This window comes from Micromonospora sp. NBRC 110037 (genome assembly GCF_001652995.1).
GTDB lineage: Bacteria > Actinomycetota > Actinomycetes > Mycobacteriales > Micromonosporaceae > Micromonospora > Micromonospora chalcea.
On record NZ_BBVA01000005.1, the window covers coordinates 203655 to 219681 of the forward strand.

Here is a 16027-nt window from a genome sequence, read left to right on the forward strand (position 1 = left end):
GGGCGCCGCCGAGGTCCGCACGACCGGGCCGCCGGCGGCTGACAGGTTTGTCCCGAGCCGGGCACGTCGGTCGTACGCACCGACTTCTCACAGTGGCGCATCGACGCGCCGCCACCCGAGCGCGTCGCCGCGCCGCCGTCCGTCCGGACGCGCGTCGTCGCGTCGCGCCGCCCGACGCAGAAGGACTTCCCATGACGATTCTCCGTACCCGTTCCGGCCCGGCCCTGGCGGCGGTGACCGCGCTGGCCGCCGTCGTGGCCGCCACCGCGACGGCCCTGCTCGCCGGCCCGGCCACGGCGGCGCAGGGCTGCCGGGTCGACTACACACCCAACCAGTGGCCCGGCGGGTTCACCGCGAGCGTCAAGGTCTCACCCGGCGACACCGCCGTCTCCGGGTGGACGGTCACCTGGACGTACGCCGGCGACGAGCGCGTCACGAACGGCTGGAACGCCACCGTCAGCCAGTCCGGCGCGACGGTCACCGCCCGCAACATGTCGTACAACGGCGGCATCCCGGCGGGCGGCTCCACCGAGTTCGGCGTGCAGGGCACGTTCAGCGCCGCCGGCGGCGCGCCGGGCGGGTTCACGCTCAACGGCGTCCCGTGCAACGGCGCCGCGCCGTCGCCGACAGTGGTGCCCACCACGGCGGTTCCGACCACCGCCCCGCCGACGACCGCCCCACCCACCACCGCCCCGCCGACCACCGCGCCCCCGACCACCGCTCCGCCCACGACGGCGCCGCCCACCAGCGCGCCGCCGACCACCCCGCCGCCGAGCGGATGCGCCGGGGCGGTGCTCTGCGACGGCTTCGAGAACCAGACCGGCTCGACGCCGTCCGGCGACTGGAGCGTGGTGAGCCCGGACTGCTCCGGCGCCGGCACGGCCACGGTGGACACCACCACCACGCACAGCGGCAGCCGCGCGATCCGGATCAACGGCGCCGCCGGCTACTGCAACCACGTGTTCGTGCGGACCACGAAGAACCTCAGCGCCCTGGGCAGCGTCAGGTACGCCCGGATCTGGGTGCGGCACACCACCGCCCAGCCCACCGACCACACCACGATGATCACCATGTCCGACGCCGCCGACGGCAACCGCGACCTGCGGCTGGGCGGCCAGAACGGCGCCCTGCAGTGGAACCGCGCCTCCGACGACGCCACGCTGCCCGAGCAGAGCCCGGCCGGGGTGGCGCAGAGCGTGCCGCTGCCCACCAACCGCTGGGCCTGCCTGGAGTTCATGGTGGACGGCTCGGCCGGTCAGCTCCGCACCTGGCTGGACGGCGTCGCCGTGACCGGGCTGACCGCCGACGGCGTACCGACGCACGACATCGACGGCCAGTGGTACAACCGCACCTGGCGACCGCAGCTCACCGACCTGAAACTGGGCTGGGAGAGCTACGGCGGCGGGGCCGACACCCTCTGGTACGACGACGTGGCGATGGGCTCCACCCGCATCGGCTGCTGACGGTCCGCCGGGGCGGCCGGGTCAGCGCTCGGCGGTCATGCGCTGGGTGCCGATCACGGAGAGCAGCCGCAGCGCCTCCTCCGAGGGTGAGCCGGGCGTGGCGGTGTAGATGACCACCTGCTGGTCGCGGTCGGTGATGTCGAGGACGTCGCAGTTCACAGTCACCGGCCCGACCAGCGGGTGCCGGAACGTCTTGCACAGCGTCCGCGCGCCGCCGACGTCGTGGGAGGCCCACAGGCGGGCGAACTCCGCGCTGCCGGCGAGCAGGTCCGCGATCAGCGCGGCCATCTCCGGGTCGTCCGGATAGCGGGCCGCGGCGGCGCGCAGCCGCCCGACCGAGTGGCGGGCGAACTCGCTCGCGTCCGACACGCCGTACATCAGGTGCGGGCCGAGGAACGCCCGGCGGACGAGGTTGCGGTCCCGCCGGGACACCGCGGAGAAGTCCTCCATGAGCGCCGCCGCGAGGTCGTTCCAGGCGATCACCTCGAACGTCGCGGAGGTCACGAACGCCGCCGCCTGCGGCAGCCGGTGCAGCAGGTCCAGCACGCTCTGCCGTACCTCCCGGGGTGGCCCGGGCGGCGGCGCGGGCGGCTCCCCGGCCAGGTGGTGGAGGTGGTCGCGTTCGGCGTCGGACAGCCGCAGCGCGCGGGCCAGCCCGGCCAGCACCTCCCGCGACGGACGCGGAGCCCGGCCCTGCTCCAGCCGGGTGTAGTACTCGGTCGAGATGAACGCCAGCCGCGCCGCCTCCTCGCGGCGCAGCCCCGGGGTGCGGCGACGCCGCCCGGCGGGCAGGCCCACGTCGGCCGGGGCGATCCGCTCCCGCCTGCTGCGCAGGAACACTGCCAGCTCACGTCGGTCCACGACCCCAGTGTGCCCGTGCGCGGCGGCTGGTAGCCAGGTACCGCCGGTGCCTGGATGGGCTCCGCGCCCGGCCGCAGGCTTGCCGCATGGACACCACACGAACCACTGAGGGCCTGCTCGCAGACAAGGTCGCGTTCATCACCGGCGCCGGGCGGGGCATCGGCGCCGCGGCGGCCCGGCTGTTCGCCGCCGAGGGCGCACGGGTGCTGCTCGCCGCCCGGACCGAGGAACAGTTGAAGGCGGTCACCGAACAGGTCCGGGCCGCCGGCGGCACCGCCGAGTACGTCGTCTGCGACCTGGCCGACGCGGCGAGCGTGCGCGCCGCCGTGGACCGCGTCGTCGAGGTGTACGGCCGCCTCGACGTCGCCTTCAACAACGGCGCGACGATCGTGCCGCCCGGACCGATGGACCAGGTGCGCGAAGAGGACTTCGACCACCTCTACACCGTCAACCTCAAGGGACCGTGGCTCGCCATGGTCGCCGAGGTCGCCGCGATCCGGGCCACCGCCGGCACCGGCGCGATCGTGAACAACTCCAGCGTCGGCAGCCTGATGGGCAACCCCGCGCTGCCCGCGTACGGCGCGATGAAGCGCGCGGTGAACAGCCTCACCGAATCCGCGGCGATCACCTACGGCCCGGAGGGCATCCGGGTCAACGCGATCGCCCCGGGCAGCACGCTCACCGAGATGATGCGCGCCTGGGACGCGGAGTCACCCGGGATCATCGAGCGGCTCGCCGCCGCCAGCCCGTTGCGCCGGGCCGCCGAACCCGACGAGATCGCCCAGGCCGCCGCGTGGCTGCTCAGCGACCGCGCCTCCTTCGTCACCGGTACGGTGCTGCGGGTCGACGGCGGCGCGCGGGCCTGACCGGCTCAGACGGTGGCGTCCTGGACCGGCCGGGGCGCGACCGTGTCGTCCGTGACCGGCTTGAAGCCCTTGACGACCAGGTAGACGCCGAGCGAGAACTCCCACACCGCGATGGGCAGCGCGGCGACCGCCGCCACCGGGGACAGCCGGTCCCAGGCGCCGAACAGCGTGCCCAGATCGGAGGCGACGAGCAGCGGCGCCCCGGCGAGCCCGAGCACCGGCAGGATGCGCGGCACCAGGCGGGACTGGTAGAGCAGGGAGCCCAGCAGCAGGGCGTTCACGGCCGGGAGGAGCGCCTGACTGAGCAGGAACACCGAGTCGTAGAAGGCGACGAGTGTCCGGCCGGTGACCAGCGCGTCCGGTTCGGCGCCGGCCCGCCGCAGGGCGACCAGGGTCAGGATGCTCGCGACGCCGATGAAGATGCCGGCGGCCTCCAGCACGCGGGCGGCGACGAAGCCCAGCGCACGCGCCTCACCCTGCCGCTTGAGCACCGGGTGCAGCGCGATCGCGGTGCCGATGCAGGCGAGGGCGACGATCACCTCCAGGACGCCGCCGACGACGACTGGGGTGTCCGGCGTGCCGCCGAGTATGTAGTCCGCCTCGCGTATCGGGGCGTACAGCGTGAGGGTCGGGATCGAGACGAAGGTGAGCAGGTAGAACCCGCCCGCGACCAGCGACGTCTTGCGCAGTGAGTCCATCGGGGCTGCCCTCCGCCGCTCGGCCGGTGGTCGTTCCCTCACTCTGCGGCGGATCGGCGCGGCGGCGAATCGGCCGCTCGGTCAGACTCCTCGCGCGATGCGCACGGGCCACCGGTAGCGGATACCGGTGGCCCGTGGGCGTACGACAGCGCGGCGACGCTAACGGTTCATCATGAGCGCCACCACTACGGCGACGAGCACCAGCGCGGCGAACACCGCCGCCGCGATCTTCGCGGCGCTGTACGGTCGCTCACCGATCACCTCGCCGGTGCGCGCGTTCACCAGCACCTGGTACGAGCGGCCGGCGTGCAGGTACGCGGCGATCCACACCGGCAGCAGGATCAGCTTGTACGACACGTCGGAGTACGTGGTGTCCACTGCGGACACCCGTTGCTCGTCACCGCCGATGTCCGACCGGCAGTCCCCCTCGATGACCGGCGCCATCCGCGCCTTCGCCTCGGTCAGGCCCGCCTCGGGCTCGGTGTCGTACCGCAGCGCCTGGTATCCGGCCAGGTAGTCGCCGTGGTACGCGGCCGCCTCGGTCAGCGGCCACGGCGCCAGCTTGTCCAGCTGCTCGGTGGGCAGGTGGGTGGTGGCGGGCACCAGCACGTCGTCGAAGTCCCGGCTGACGGTGCCGGCGGCCGGATGCCACCGGGTGTGCCGCACCTGCCGGGTCCGCGTCTCCTGCTTGCCGTCGACGGTCACCGTGTACGTCTCGGTGACGTAGTAGTACTCGCCCCGCTGACCCCGGTAGTCCGACACGGTCCGCGCGTCGAACGTCCAGTGCGGCAGGTACGTGCCCTTCAGCGTCTCCGCCTCGCTGACCTTCTTCAGGCTCCCCGGCGCGAACCAGCGGCTGCGGCACCACTGGCCCAGCGCCGTCCGTACGCCGTTGCGGTCCACCGCGAACGGCAGCACCGCCTCCGGCGCGATCAGCTCGCCCGCCGCGGCGTCGGCCACCAGCGGCGTGGCGCAGAACTGGCAGCGCTGCGCCAGCACGTCGCTCTCCGTCCGGGCCCCGCAGCCCGGGCAGACGAACGTGTGCGCCCCGACGCTCGCCACCGGCTTGCGGGGCAGCGACGCGAGATCCGCGTACGCGTGCTCGCGCACCTCGCGGCCCGCGCCGGCGATCTCCTGCCGGTGCCCGCAGTACGGGCAACTGAGCGTCGTCGTGCCCGGCGCGAACTCCACCCTGGCCCCGCAACCCCCGCACCGGTACGAGGGCGGGGAGACAGTCGTGTCGCTCATGCCGGCACCTGCCCGGTGCGGGGACGACTCACCCGCTGACGTGCGTTCATTGCGGCGGCAGCGGCGGCGGGACGCTGGCCAGCACCGACGCCAGCTCCGGCACCTGTCCGGCGGGCTGCCACTGCGCCATCCCGGCACGCCAGACCAGCGTGTCCGGGCCGAGCGCGCCGGCGCCCGCCTGCTCGGCCAGCCCGCCGAGGTCGTACGGGCCCTGCCGCTGGCCACCGACGCCGACGTACCACTGGGCCTGGCCCGGCAGCGGCGGCGGCTCGGCGGCGCCCGGCTGCGCGGCCGACGGCTGCGCCGGCTGCGTGGCCCCGCCGCCGCCCATCGTCCGGGCCATCTGCTGGCCCATCGCCATGCCCAGGCCCAGGCCGATGCCCGCGCCCGCCTCGCCGCCCGGGTTGTTCGCCGCGGCCTCCATCGCGTTCGCGGCCTGGAAGCGGGTGTAGCGGTCCAGGTCGCCGACCGCGCCCATGCTGGTCCGCTTGTCCAGCGCCTGCTCGACCTCCGGCGGCACCGACACGTTCTCGATGACGAACTTGGGGATCGCGATACCGACCTCGGCCAGTTCCTCGGTCAGCACGGCGGCCAGCCGCCGGCCGATCGCGTCCTGGTGCGCGGCGAGGTCCAGCAGCGGCACGCCCGCCGTGGCCAGCGCGCCGCCGAGACGGCCCACGATCAGCTGCCGCAGGTACTCCTGCACCTCCTCGGTGCGGAACTGCGGGTCGGTGCCGACCAGCTCACGCAGCAGCTGCGCCGGGTCGACCACCCGCGCCGCGAAGGCGCCGAACGCCCGCACCCGGACCACGCCGAACTCGGCGTCGCGCAGGATCACCGGGTTCTGGGTGCCCCACTTCATGTCCGTGAACTGCCGGGTGTTGACGAAGTACACCTCGGCCTTGAACGGCGAGTTGAAGCCGTACTTCCAGCCCTTCAGGGTGGACAGGATCGGCAGGTTGCGGGTCTCCAGCGTGTACGTTCCCGGCGGGAAGACGTCGGCGATCTTCCCCTCGTTGACGAACACCGCCGTCTGGGACTCCCGGACGACCAGCTTGGCGCCCATCTTGATCTCGTTCTGATACCGGGGGAACCGCCAGACGATCGTGTCCCGGCTGTCGTCCAGCCACTCGACGATGTCGATGAGCTCGCCCCGGAGCTTGTCCATCAGCCCCATCGCAACCCTTTCCTCGGCGCCGTTCTCCGGCGTCGCGGGCGACGATAGCAACCCCCCGCCACCTGCGAAAAGAGAACAATGGTGCGCTGATCGGCGCTCACCGATCGCCGTCGTTCAGCCGGTGTCGCCGCTCATCGATTCCCCGCCCCCGTGACGCCGGGAGGCATCTCGGGACGGATCCTCCCAAGCCGGCGCCGCACGTGGACCGCGGTCGGTGGACCACGCGGCGCGCTGGTTCGGCAGCCGGGGCGGGCCGCCGGTCTCCGGGACCGGACGTTCGGTCTCCTGCACCAGATAGTGCGGCCGGCGTTTGGTCTCGTAGTAGATCCGGCCGATGTACTCGCCGATCACGCCCAGGATCATCATCTGAATCCCGCCGAGGCCGATCACGCTGACGATGATGGTGGTGTAACCGGGCACGTCGATGCCCTTCTCCACGGCGTCGGCGACCACCCACGCCATGTAGCCCACCGCGATGAGCGTAAGGAAGAGCCCGCCGTAGATCGCCAGGCGCAGCGGCCGGTTGTTGAACGACAGCAGACCGTCGAACGCGTAGTTGAACAGCTTGCCGAACGTCCACCGGCTCCGCCCCGCCTGCCTGCTCTCGTTGCGGTGCGCCACCACCACGGTGCGGAAGCCGATCCACGAGAACAGGCCCTTGGAGAAGCGGTTGTACTCGGGCATCGCCAGGATCGCGTTCACCGCGAGCCGGGACAGCAGGCGGAAGTCACCCGCGCCGTCCAGCAGGCGGACGTCTATCCACCAGTTGACCAGGCGGTAGAACGAGCGTGAGGCGACCATCCGGATGAACCGGTCGCCGCGCCGGTCGCGGCGGGCGATCACCTGGTCGAAGCCCTGGCGGTAGAGCGCGACCATCTCGGGCAGCAGGCGCGGCGGATGCTGCAGGTCGGCGTCCATGATGACGACCGCGTCGCCGGTGGCCCGGTGCAGCCCGGCGAGCATGGCCGCCTCCTTGCCGAAGTTGCGGCTCAGCGACGTGTAGCAGACCGTCGGGTCGGCGGCGGCGAGCCGGCGCAGCGCCGCGAGCGTGCCGTCCTCGCTGCCGTCGTCGACGTACACCACCTCGACGTCCACGTCGGGCAGCTCGGCGAGCGCGGTGCTGAGCATCTCGTGCAGCCGCTCCACCGACTCTTCCTCGTTGAAGCAGGGCACCACCACCGACAGCCGCATCGGCGTCGTCCCGCCCGGCCCGGCGCCCGGGCGCGGGCCTCCGGCGCCGGCGGCGTCAGAGCCGGTAGACGAGCGTGCCATCGAGGTCCTCCCGGGTGATGCCCAATCCGTCGACGGGCCGGTTCTCGATGCCCTCCCACGGCGTGCCCGCCGCGCGGCTCGGCACCGCGACGACCGACCGGACGCCGATCCCGCGCAGGTACGCCACGCTGCCCGCGTCGGGGAACGTCGCGACGGCGACCCGGGTCTGCGCCTGGGTGACCGGCTCGAAACCGCCGAGCCCGTTGGTGATCCGGGGGAACCCGTCGGTGGACCAGAGCATGTAGTTCAGGTCGCCGATCCCGCCGGCGGGCAGCACCAGCATCGGCTCCGGCGCGGTGCGCATCGCGGCCGGCGGCGTCGGCACGACCGGGTGCGGCGTGCGGTTGACGCCCTCCAGCGTCACCAGCGCGAGCGGCACCAGCAGGACCAGCGGCGCCACGGCCCGGGACCAGCGGTGGGCCGAGGGCCGGTGCCAGGACTCGGCGAGCGCCGTGACCAGCCCGGCGGCCAGCACCGCCAGCAGCAGGCTGGTCCAGTGCATCATCCGGCCCGGCGTGCGCAGCGCGTCCCAGCCGGGCAGGAGCGTGGACAGCGTCAGATAGCCGGGGTCGCCGTCCCCGCCGAGGGTGGCGCCCAGGCCGAGCAGCACGGTGCCGACCACGCCGAGCCCCAGCGCGACCCGGTGCCGCACCGGGAACGACGAGACGAACAGCCCCGCCGCGGCCAGCCCGATCAGCGTCATCCCGGGCAGCAGCGCCATCTCCGGCGGCCAGGTCAGCTGCTCCCGGGCGGCGGCGTGCCGTTCCCCCCACAGCCACGAGTCGCCGGGCGCGGTGATGAACCCGATCAGCGGAGGGGAGAACATCTTGGTCCAGTCCAGCGAGCGGACGGCCTGCGGGTTGAGGTCGACGACGCGCAGGTAGACCAGGCCGAGCAGCAGCGTCACGGCGCCGAACACGGCGCCGCCGGCCAGGTCCGCGATCAGCAGCCGGCGGCCGAACGGCGGACGCTCCCGCTTGCGCCACCAGGACCAGCCGTAGCAGCCAGCCGCCACCAGCACGGCGGCCAGCAGGAAGTAGACGAGCGGCAGCCCGATGCCGAAGCCGAGCGTGACCTGCCAGGCGGCGACGAGCCACCCGGCCACCGCCCAGCCGGGACGGCGGCGCTCCGGCCGGTAGCCGTGGCGCAGCGACCAGCCGTGACCCCGGGCCAGCATCGCCAGGGCCAGCGCGATCCCGCCGCTGGACAGGATGTTCAGGTGGCCGGAGTGCGCCAGCCGCCAGGGCGCGTACGCCCACGCGATCCCGGCGACCGCGCCGCCCCAGCGGTTCGCGCCGAGCTGCCGGGCCAGCGCGTACGCCCCGAGGAACGCCAGCGCGTGCAGCAGCACGTAGAGCACGTTGTAGCGGATCACGGCGGCCTCGAAGCCGGAGCCGACCATCCCGAACGGCGCGTAGCCGAGCAGCGTGTCGCTGTAGGCGTAGGTGTAGCGCTCCGGGAAGAACGTGTTCGAGTGCCAGAGGTTGGCCGGGTCGTTGAGCAGGGCGTGCCCCGACCAGGCGACCTGCCACGCCTGCAACGTGGGGTCGCCCAGGTCTCCGGCGATGGTGGTCGCCGGGTGCCGCATCGTCGGCCAGGTCAGCACCACCGCCAGCAGCAGGCTGCCCAGGATCGCCAGCGTCCACTCCGGGTTCGGCCGCCATCGGCGTCTGCCGTCCACAGGCCGTTCGTCGGAGGGGCGGTCGTCCGAGGGCCGGTCGGCGGGAGGCTGCTCGGGACCGGTGTCCTCAGCGGTCGGCGGGGCGACGGCGGGCCGGATCTTCATGGGATAGATGCTTCACGATGCTGCTGGTCCTGTCGATCCACTGTCCGAAATGTGGTTGAAACTTCCGGCCGCATTACCGGAAAACCGCCTACGCGAACCGGTCGGCGAGCGCCGACAGCCGGTCGACGTACGCCGGCCAGTCGTAGCCCTCGGGGACGTTCCGGTTCTCCTGCCCCAGCCCGATCGCGGCGTCGTGCTGCTCGCGCAGGATGTCGGCGTGCCCCGCGTGCCGGGCCAGGTCGACGCAGACGTGCACGAGGACCTGGTGCAGCGTCACGTCCTGCCGGCCGGGCAGCCACCACGGCACCCGCCCCGGCGCGTCCAGCGGCAGCGTGTCGATCGTCTGGTCCGCGAACGCCGCGACGCGGCGGTACAGGTCGATCAGCCCGTCCTTGGTCTCGTCCTCGCGGGCGTACCAGTCGGCCTGCGGGTCGGCGTCGAACGTCTCGGTGGCGACCAGTTCCGCCGGTGTGGGGAACTCGCGGCCGAACGTCGGCCCGAAGTAGCCGGCCTCGACGTTCAGGCAGTGCTTGAGCACCCCCAGCAGGTTGTTGCCGGTCGCGGTGCGGGGAAGCCGGGCCTCGCGTTCGCTCAGCCCGTCGAGCTTCCAGATCAGATTCTCCCGGATCGCGCGCAGGTAGTGGTGCAGCGCTGCCTTCGGGTCGTACGGCTCACTCATGCCCGACACTCTTCCGCATGGGTCGGACATCGTGGGGGCGCCGTCAGCCGGTCTGGCTGTTGTCCTTGTGCGCGCCCCACCCGTGCCAGCGCTCGATCTCGATCCACGCGCTGACCCGCTTGCGGTCCCGCCGGGGGTAGGGGCGCCCGGTGTAGTGCTGCGAGATCCGGTCGATGTCCGCCAGGCCCTCGTCGTCGCGCAGCTCGACCACCCGCCCGATCAGGCTGACGTGGGTGTACCAGTTCCCCTCGTCCAGCACGGTCAGGGAGACCCGGGGATCGCTGCGCAGGTGTGCCAGCCGGCGGCGGCCCTCGTCCATGTTCACCAGGACGCGGCCGTCCTCCCAGAGGTACCAGGTGGCCGCGGACACCGGCTGGCCGTCGCGGAGCGTGGCGATGACGGCGGGATTCGGCTTGCCCAGCATGGCGACGGCGGGCTCGGGCAGCGGCGGCTTCGACATGGCTCTCACTCTACGTACCCGCCGGGCCCGCCGCTGGTCATGCGGCGGGCGCCGCCCGGACGGGCTCCCCGGCGGCGTCCGCCGGGGAGCCCGTCGCACGCCGGTCAGGCGCGCGCGCTCCACTGCTGGTTGGTGCCGCCGTGGCAGTCCCAGAGGTTGATCCTCGTCCCGTTGGCGGTGCCGTAGCCCGCCGCGTCCAGGCAGCGCCCGGACTGGACGCCGCTGATCGTGCCGTTGGCGTTGAGGTTCCACTGCTGGTTGGGCTGGCCGTTGCAGTCCCAGATGATCACGCTGGTGCCGTTCGCGGTGCCCCGTCCGCTGGCGTCGAGGCACTTGTTGCCGAGCACCTGCAACTGCTTGTCCGAGGTGTAGGTCCAGCGCTGCATGGTGCCGCCCCAGCAGTCGTACAGCTGCACCGCGGTGCCGTTCGTGGTGCTGCCGTTCGGCACGTCCAGGCACCGGCCGGAGCCGGCACCGACGAGCTGCACGTTCTGGTACGTGCCGCCGCCGCTGCCCGGGGTGCCGATGCTGCCGGACACCGACTGCAACGCCCGGTACCAGACCGCCGCCATCTTGTCGTAGCCGGTGGCGGTCGGGTGGATGCCGTCGATCAGGTCGGCGGTGGTCAGCGCCGAGTACTGGTCGACCAGGTGGACGCGCTTGCCGGCGTTCACCTTCGACTGCACGATGCCGGGCAGCGCGGCGTTGAACGTGCGTACCGCCGCCGCCTGGCCGGAGTTGGCGAGCGGGATGATCTGCGCGACGAACACGTCCGCGTTCGGCGCGGTGTTGGTGATGCGGTCGATGAGCGAGGAGAGCCGGTTCGGCGCGGTGGAGACGTTGTAGTTCTGCAGGATGTCGTTGGTGCCGATGTGCAGCAGCACGGTGCGCGGCTGGTAGGCGTTCAGCCAGCCGGTGATGTTGGCGTCGATCTGGTCGATGCGCCAGCCGGGGTGGCCCTCGTGGTCGTGGTCGCCGAGGTTGCCCGGCCCGTTGAACTGGGAGCCGACCAGGTCGACCCGGTAGCCGCCGCCGGCCAGCCGCTGCCACAGGCCGATCCGGTAGCCGCCCGGCACCTGGGTGCCCTCGGTGATGGAGTCACCGAGCGGCATCACGCGGGTGCCGCCGTTGGACTCGGCGGCCGCCGGTCCGGTCGCCGTCAGCACACCGGCGGCCAGCACGGCGAGCGCGGCGCCCGCGGTGAGCCATCTCCGCACAGTGGTACGCATGTGTGTTCCTTTCACGGGGTGGTGCAGGTCAGGGACGGGGTGGTCGGCGAGCCGTTGGCGATGAAGCCGAACGTGGTGGAGCCGGACGCGGGCACGGAGCCGTTGTACGCGGCGTTGCTGACGGTCGCGGTGGAGCCGCTGGTGCTCAGCGTGCCGCTCCAGACCTGGCTGATGCTCTGGCCACCGGCCAGGTTCCACCGCACCGACCACCCGTTGAGCGCCGCGGCGCCGGCCGTGACTGTCACCTCGGCCTGGAAGCCGCCCGACCAGGAGTTCGTGGTGCGGTAGGTGGCGGTGCAGGCGCCACCGCCCGGCGGCGGCGTGGTGGGCGGCGCAGTGGTCGGCGGGGGATCGATCGGCGGCGGCGTGGTGGTCGGCGGGTCGGTGGGCGGCGGCGTGCTCCCGGCGGGGGTGAACCGCCAGTGGTCGATGTTGAACAGCGAGCCGCTGCCGCCGGTGAACCGCAGGTAGAGGTCGTGGGTGCCGGTGGCGCCGCTGACCGCGCAGGTCGTGTCGGCCCAGGTCTGCCAGCCGCCGGTGCCGGACACCCGGCAGGTGCCCACCACCGGGCCGCTGGTGCCGTCCAGCCGCAGCTCGATGGTGCCGCCGCTGCCCGCGGAGGCCACCCGGGCGGTGTACGAGGTCGCGCCGGACCCGAAGGCGACGCCCTTGATCTTGAGGTAGTCGCCGTTGTCGATGAAGCCGACGTTCATCCCGCCGCCGCTGGCCGGCTCGGTCTCCACGCCGGACGCCCAGGCGCTCGTCTCGGCCTCCTGCCGGATGTACGGGTTGAGCGTGCCGATCTGCGGCGCGCCGGTGGTGGTCATGTTGATCGTCGGGATCGAGCCGTCAGCGCCGTAGGAGAACTTCTCCACCGCCACCGACCTGGTGAAACCCCCGCCGCCGGGCAGCGCGCCGTTGTGGTAGAAGAAGTACGAGCCGCCCTTGTAGTCGGTGATGCCGGGGTGGTTGGTGAAGCTGCTGCCCTGGGTGGGCATGACGGTGCCGCGGTACGTCCACGGCCCCAGCGGCCCGGGCGCGGTGGAGTAGGCGATGAACTCCGAGCAGCACTTGGCCGCGAAGACCATGTAGTAGAGGCCGTTGCGCTTGTACACCCACGGACCCTCCTCGTAGAGGGTCGGCCGGTTCGCGTCACCGGTCCGTGCGCCGAAACCCGCCGCGGTCAGCGGGATCTGGGTCGGGCTGCCCGAGTACGAGATCATGTCCGCGTTCAGCTTGACGTACCACAGGCGGGGGTTGCCCCAGTACAGGTACGCCTGGCCGTCGTCGTCGATGAACACGGTCGGGTCGATCTCACCGTTGCTCACCAGCGGGCGCCCGATGGCGTCCCGGAACGGCCCGGTGGGGCTGTCCGCCACCGCCACCCCGATGCCCATCTGGCCGGTGGCCCGCACGACCATCGGCACGTACCAGTAGAACTTGCCGTTGCGGTGGACCGCCTGGCCGGCCCACGCGTCCTGCTTGGCCCAGCTGAACGTGGCGAGGCTGAGCGGCGATCCGTGGTCGGTCCAGTTCACCATGTCGTCGGACGAGTAGACCCGCCACTCCTTCATGGTGAACCAGGTCGAGTTGTCCTCGTCGTGGCCGGTGTAGAGGTAGACCCGGTTGTTGTACACGAGCGGGGCCGGGTCGGCCGTGTAGATGGTCTGCACGATCGGGTTGTCCGCCCGGGCGGCGGTCGGGCTCAGTCCGCCAGCGATGGCCGGGGCCAGCCCGAGCAGGGCGAGCAGGGTCACCGCCAGTGCGAGCCATCGTCTGGTCCGGCGGTCGGTTCTCCATAGCGTTGACGTCACAGGTCATCTCCCGGGGTAGGCCGCGCCGCGGCGGATGGTGTGGTCGGCGAGGGTCGGGCCGTCACGCCCGGCTCCACTTCTGGCTGTTCGCGCCGGTGCAGGCGGACAGGACGATCGAGGTGCCGTTGCCGGTCCCGCCGCCGTTCGGGCTCAGGCACAGTCCGGACTGGACGCCGGTGATCGTGCCGTCGGTGTTGACGTTCCACTGCTGGTTGGCGCCGCCGTTGCAGTCCCAGATGATCACCCGGGTGCCGGACGAGGTGCCCTGCCCCTCGGCGTCCAGGCACTTGCTCCCGTACACCTGGAGTTGCCGGCTCGACGTCGCCGTCCACTGCTGGTTGGTCCCGCCGTTGCACTCCCACAACGTCACCTGGGTGCCGTTGGTCTGGGACTGGTTCGGCACGTCGAGGCAGCGGCTGGAGTTGGGGTTGAGCCACGCGCCGCTCGTACCGCCGGGGTTGCCGCCCGGGCCGGCGACCACCGACAGGTTGTCGAACTGCGCGGTCTCGCCCTGGCTGGTGCCGAAGCCGACCTGGCCGGAGCCGAAGGTGGAGTCGGTGGCCGTGCCGACCGTGGCGCCGTCGATGGTGGCGGTGATGGTGGTGCCGGCGAAGCCCAGCGCGAGGCTGTGCCAGCGGTTGGTGCCGAGCGCCGCGACGTTCCCGCTGCGCAGCGTGGTGAGCTGCCCGGCGGTGTTGTTGCGCAGGATGGACCACGCGCCGGCGTCGGTGACCCGCAGGAAGTAGGCGTTGTAGCGGCCGATCGGGTCCAGGTTGGTGCTGCCGACGCGGCCCTGGATCTGGGCGTAGCCGGACTGTTCGAGCAGGACGTCGGCGGAGACCGTGTAGTTGCCCCAGCTCAGGTTCCCGCCGTAGGTCGCCGGGTCGGCGAGGGTCTTCCAGGTGATGGGCGCCTGCGCGGACATCTGGCGCAGGCACATGCCGGACCGGCCGCCGCCGCAGCCGACGATCTCGAACGCGCCCTGCATGTCCTGGAGGTACTTCGGGAACCGCCCGCTGGCGTAGCTGTCGAAGTCGTCGCGGTACGGCAGGCCCAGCGAGCCCTGCGCCGGGCTGGTGGCGGTGCCCTTGCCCTGCCCGGTCGTGGTGGTGACGGTGTAGAGGTGGCCGGGCTGGGCGGTGAACGTGAACGACCCGCCCGACGGGGTGACGTCCGCGGTGCGGACGAAGAAGTCGTTCGGGTTTGTCGAGTTCAGGTTCGTGGCCCAGATGTGCGCCTGGCCGGTGGACAGCCCGCCGGTGACGGTCATGGTGACCTGCTGGGCCGCGGTGGCGTCCATGGTCTCGATGACGGTGCTGTAGTCGCCGGTGGTGGGCGAGCGCAGCGACACGTAGCTGCCGTTGTTGCGGTTGCCGCCCAGGTAGCCCGAGGCCGAGTCCAGGTAGCGCCAGCCGGGTGCGGTGAACTGGGTGGTGTGGGCCAGCGCCCAGGTGTTCTTGCCGACCGAGTACCAGCCGGACCAGGGCTGGTTGGCCAGGATCAGCCCGACCGTGGACCAGGGCAGGTTCGGCGTGATGGCGGCGATCAGGTCCCAGTTGAGGTAGGCGACCATCCGGCCGTCGATGTAGCCGCGGTTGATGCCGCGGGCCAGCGGCTTGGCGCCGTCGTTGTAGTCCTGCGAGCCGCCCTCGCTGTTCCACAGCGTCTTGCCGGTGGAGGTGGCTGTCGAGGACACGGTGCAGGTGGTCTGCGCGCTGAGGTAGCCGCACGGGTAGTGGCCGCTGAGCACGTCGATGCTGTTGCGCAGCGTGGCGTTGCCGGCGACGGCGTTGGCCGGGCCCCAGCTACCGGGGTAGTCGTCCCCGTAGATGATCTTCACGCCGCTGTAGCCGTTGGCGTTCAGCGCCTGGCGCAGGCTGATGGTCCAGTTCGCGTCCGTCCGCTTCTCGTTCTGGGCGGCGGTGATGTAGTCCATGGTCAGGTTGTGCTGCCGCGCGCAGCCCAGCCAGTCCACGAAGTAGTTGATCATGTCCTGGGACATGAAGTTGCCGTTGCCGATCCACCCGGGAGCGCCCCACGGCAGGGCCGCCAGCTTGATGGCGGGGTTGCGGGCCTTGGCCTGCTCCATGATCCACCACTGGTAGCCGCGGTTGCAGTTGAGATCGCCCCGGACGTGCTCGTGACTCGGCTCGGACCCGCTGGTGGAGTTGGTGTCGCCGCCCATCTCGACCTTGAGGATCTGCAGCGCGGCGCCGTATCCGGGCTTGAACAGGTAGTCCAGGATCTGCCCGCGCTGCGGCTCCGGATAGTCGATCAGCAGCCGGCTGTTGCCGCCGCCGCCGCTGACCGCGCCGACCCCGTCGAACGTCTGGCCGCCGGAGGCGCCGTTGACGGTGATCGAGGTGGCGGCCTGTGCGGGGCCGGCGGTGAGGATCAGGCCGCCGGCGGCGGCCAGGACGGTGACGGCGAACGCCGCCAGCAGTCGGCGTATCCATCTCGGCTCGGACATGACG

The 16027-nt window shown here is 72.2% G+C and carries 13 protein-coding genes; 2 read left to right on the forward strand and 11 right to left on the reverse strand.

The window, feature by feature from the left end:
* Positions 1–191: 191 nt before the first annotated feature.
* Positions 192–1463 carry a cellulose-binding domain-containing protein gene (locus A4R25_RS17210; RefSeq protein ID WP_064447391.1) on the forward strand — a complete coding sequence of 424 codons (1272 nt, stop codon included), beginning with the start codon at positions 192–194 and terminating at the stop codon, positions 1461–1463.
* A gap of 21 nt (positions 1464–1484) precedes the next feature.
* Here the strand turns inward: A4R25_RS17210 and A4R25_RS17215 are convergent, their stop codons facing one another.
* A complete protein-coding gene (locus tag A4R25_RS17215) occupies positions 1485–2324 on the reverse strand; it encodes a helix-turn-helix transcriptional regulator (protein ID WP_064447392.1) in 840 nt (279 codons plus the stop codon).
* An 86-nt stretch (positions 2325–2410) separates the two neighbouring features.
* Here A4R25_RS17215 and A4R25_RS17220 point away from each other — a divergent pair, with 86 nt between their 5' ends.
* On the forward strand, positions 2411–3190 hold the full coding sequence (locus A4R25_RS17220) for an SDR family NAD(P)-dependent oxidoreductase (RefSeq protein ID WP_043325228.1): 780 nt from the start codon (positions 2411–2413) through the stop codon (positions 3188–3190).
* 5 nt (positions 3191–3195) lie between these two features.
* On the opposite strand, the gene A4R25_RS17225 is transcribed toward A4R25_RS17220, so the two are convergent.
* From A4R25_RS17225 to A4R25_RS17270, 10 genes are all read right to left on the reverse strand, one after another.
* A complete protein-coding gene (locus A4R25_RS17225) occupies positions 3196–3888 on the reverse strand; it encodes a DUF4386 domain-containing protein (protein WP_064447393.1) in 693 nt (230 codons plus the stop codon).
* A 159-nt stretch (positions 3889–4047) separates the two neighbouring features.
* A complete protein-coding gene (locus tag A4R25_RS17230) occupies positions 4048–5136 on the reverse strand; it encodes a hypothetical protein (RefSeq protein ID WP_043325226.1) in 1089 nt (362 codons plus the stop codon).
* Positions 5137–5182: 46 nt separating this feature from the next.
* Positions 5183–6313: an SPFH domain-containing protein gene (locus A4R25_RS17235; protein WP_064447394.1), complete on the reverse strand. Its 1131-nt coding sequence runs from the start codon at positions 6311–6313 to the stop codon at positions 5183–5185.
* 114 nt (positions 6314–6427) lie between these two features.
* On the reverse strand, positions 6428–7504 hold the full coding sequence (locus A4R25_RS17240) for a glycosyltransferase family 2 protein (RefSeq protein WP_223201151.1): 1077 nt from the start codon (positions 7502–7504) through the stop codon (positions 6428–6430).
* A 55-nt stretch (positions 7505–7559) separates the two neighbouring features.
* The gene (locus A4R25_RS17245; RefSeq protein ID WP_064447395.1) at positions 7560–9371 is read right to left on the reverse strand and encodes a hypothetical protein; all 1812 of its coding nucleotides are present in this window, start codon (positions 9369–9371) and stop codon (positions 7560–7562) included.
* An 88-nt stretch (positions 9372–9459) separates the two neighbouring features.
* Complete coding sequence (locus tag A4R25_RS17250; RefSeq protein ID WP_043325221.1) at positions 9460–10050, reverse strand: DinB family protein; 591 nt, start codon at positions 10048–10050, stop codon at positions 9460–9462.
* A gap of 43 nt (positions 10051–10093) precedes the next feature.
* Positions 10094–10510: a PPOX class F420-dependent oxidoreductase gene (locus A4R25_RS17255; RefSeq protein WP_030499597.1), complete on the reverse strand. Its 417-nt coding sequence runs from the start codon at positions 10508–10510 to the stop codon at positions 10094–10096.
* A gap of 104 nt (positions 10511–10614) precedes the next feature.
* A complete protein-coding gene (locus A4R25_RS17260) occupies positions 10615–11739 on the reverse strand; it encodes an RICIN domain-containing protein (RefSeq protein ID WP_043325219.1) in 1125 nt (374 codons plus the stop codon).
* A gap of 11 nt (positions 11740–11750) precedes the next feature.
* Positions 11751–13490, reverse strand: coding sequence for a family 43 glycosylhydrolase (locus A4R25_RS17265; protein WP_231915573.1), 1740 nt, complete (start codon positions 13488–13490; stop codon positions 11751–11753).
* 124 nt (positions 13491–13614) lie between these two features.
* Complete coding sequence (locus A4R25_RS17270; protein ID WP_064447397.1) at positions 13615–16023, reverse strand: ricin-type beta-trefoil lectin domain protein; 2409 nt, start codon at positions 16021–16023, stop codon at positions 13615–13617.
* Between the last annotated feature and the right edge of the window lie 4 nt (positions 16024–16027).

What these genes read in the sequence shown, in the direction of transcription:
- A4R25_RS17260 (WP_043325219.1), bottom strand. Translation starts at nt 11,739, where the DNA reads ATGCGTACCACTGTGCGGAGATGGCTCACCGCGGGCGCCGCGCTCGCC.
- A4R25_RS17270 (WP_064447397.1), bottom strand. Translation starts at nt 16,023, where the DNA reads ATGTCCGAGCCGAGATGGATACGCCGACTGCTGGCGGCGTTCGCCGTC.
- A4R25_RS17245 (WP_064447395.1), bottom strand. Translation starts at nt 9,371, where the DNA reads ATGAAGATCCGGCCCGCCGTCGCCCCGCCGACCGCTGAGGACACCGGT.
- A4R25_RS17240 (WP_223201151.1), bottom strand. Translation starts at nt 7,504, where the DNA reads ATGCGGCTGTCGGTGGTGGTGCCCTGCTTCAACGAGGAAGAGTCGGTG.
- A4R25_RS17250 (WP_043325221.1), bottom strand. Translation starts at nt 10,050, where the DNA reads ATGAGTGAGCCGTACGACCCGAAGGCAGCGCTGCACCACTACCTGCGC.
- A4R25_RS17210 (WP_064447391.1), top strand. Translation starts at nt 192, where the DNA reads ATGACGATTCTCCGTACCCGTTCCGGCCCGGCCCTGGCGGCGGTGACC.
- A4R25_RS17255 (WP_030499597.1), bottom strand. Translation starts at nt 10,510, where the DNA reads ATGTCGAAGCCGCCGCTGCCCGAGCCCGCCGTCGCCATGCTGGGCAAG.
- A4R25_RS17225 (WP_064447393.1), bottom strand. Translation starts at nt 3,888, where the DNA reads ATGGACTCACTGCGCAAGACGTCGCTGGTCGCGGGCGGGTTCTACCTG.
- A4R25_RS17235 (WP_064447394.1), bottom strand. Translation starts at nt 6,313, where the DNA reads ATGGGGCTGATGGACAAGCTCCGGGGCGAGCTCATCGACATCGTCGAG.
- A4R25_RS17220 (WP_043325228.1), top strand. Translation starts at nt 2,411, where the DNA reads ATGGACACCACACGAACCACTGAGGGCCTGCTCGCAGACAAGGTCGCG.
- A4R25_RS17230 (WP_043325226.1), bottom strand. Translation starts at nt 5,136, where the DNA reads ATGAGCGACACGACTGTCTCCCCGCCCTCGTACCGGTGCGGGGGTTGC.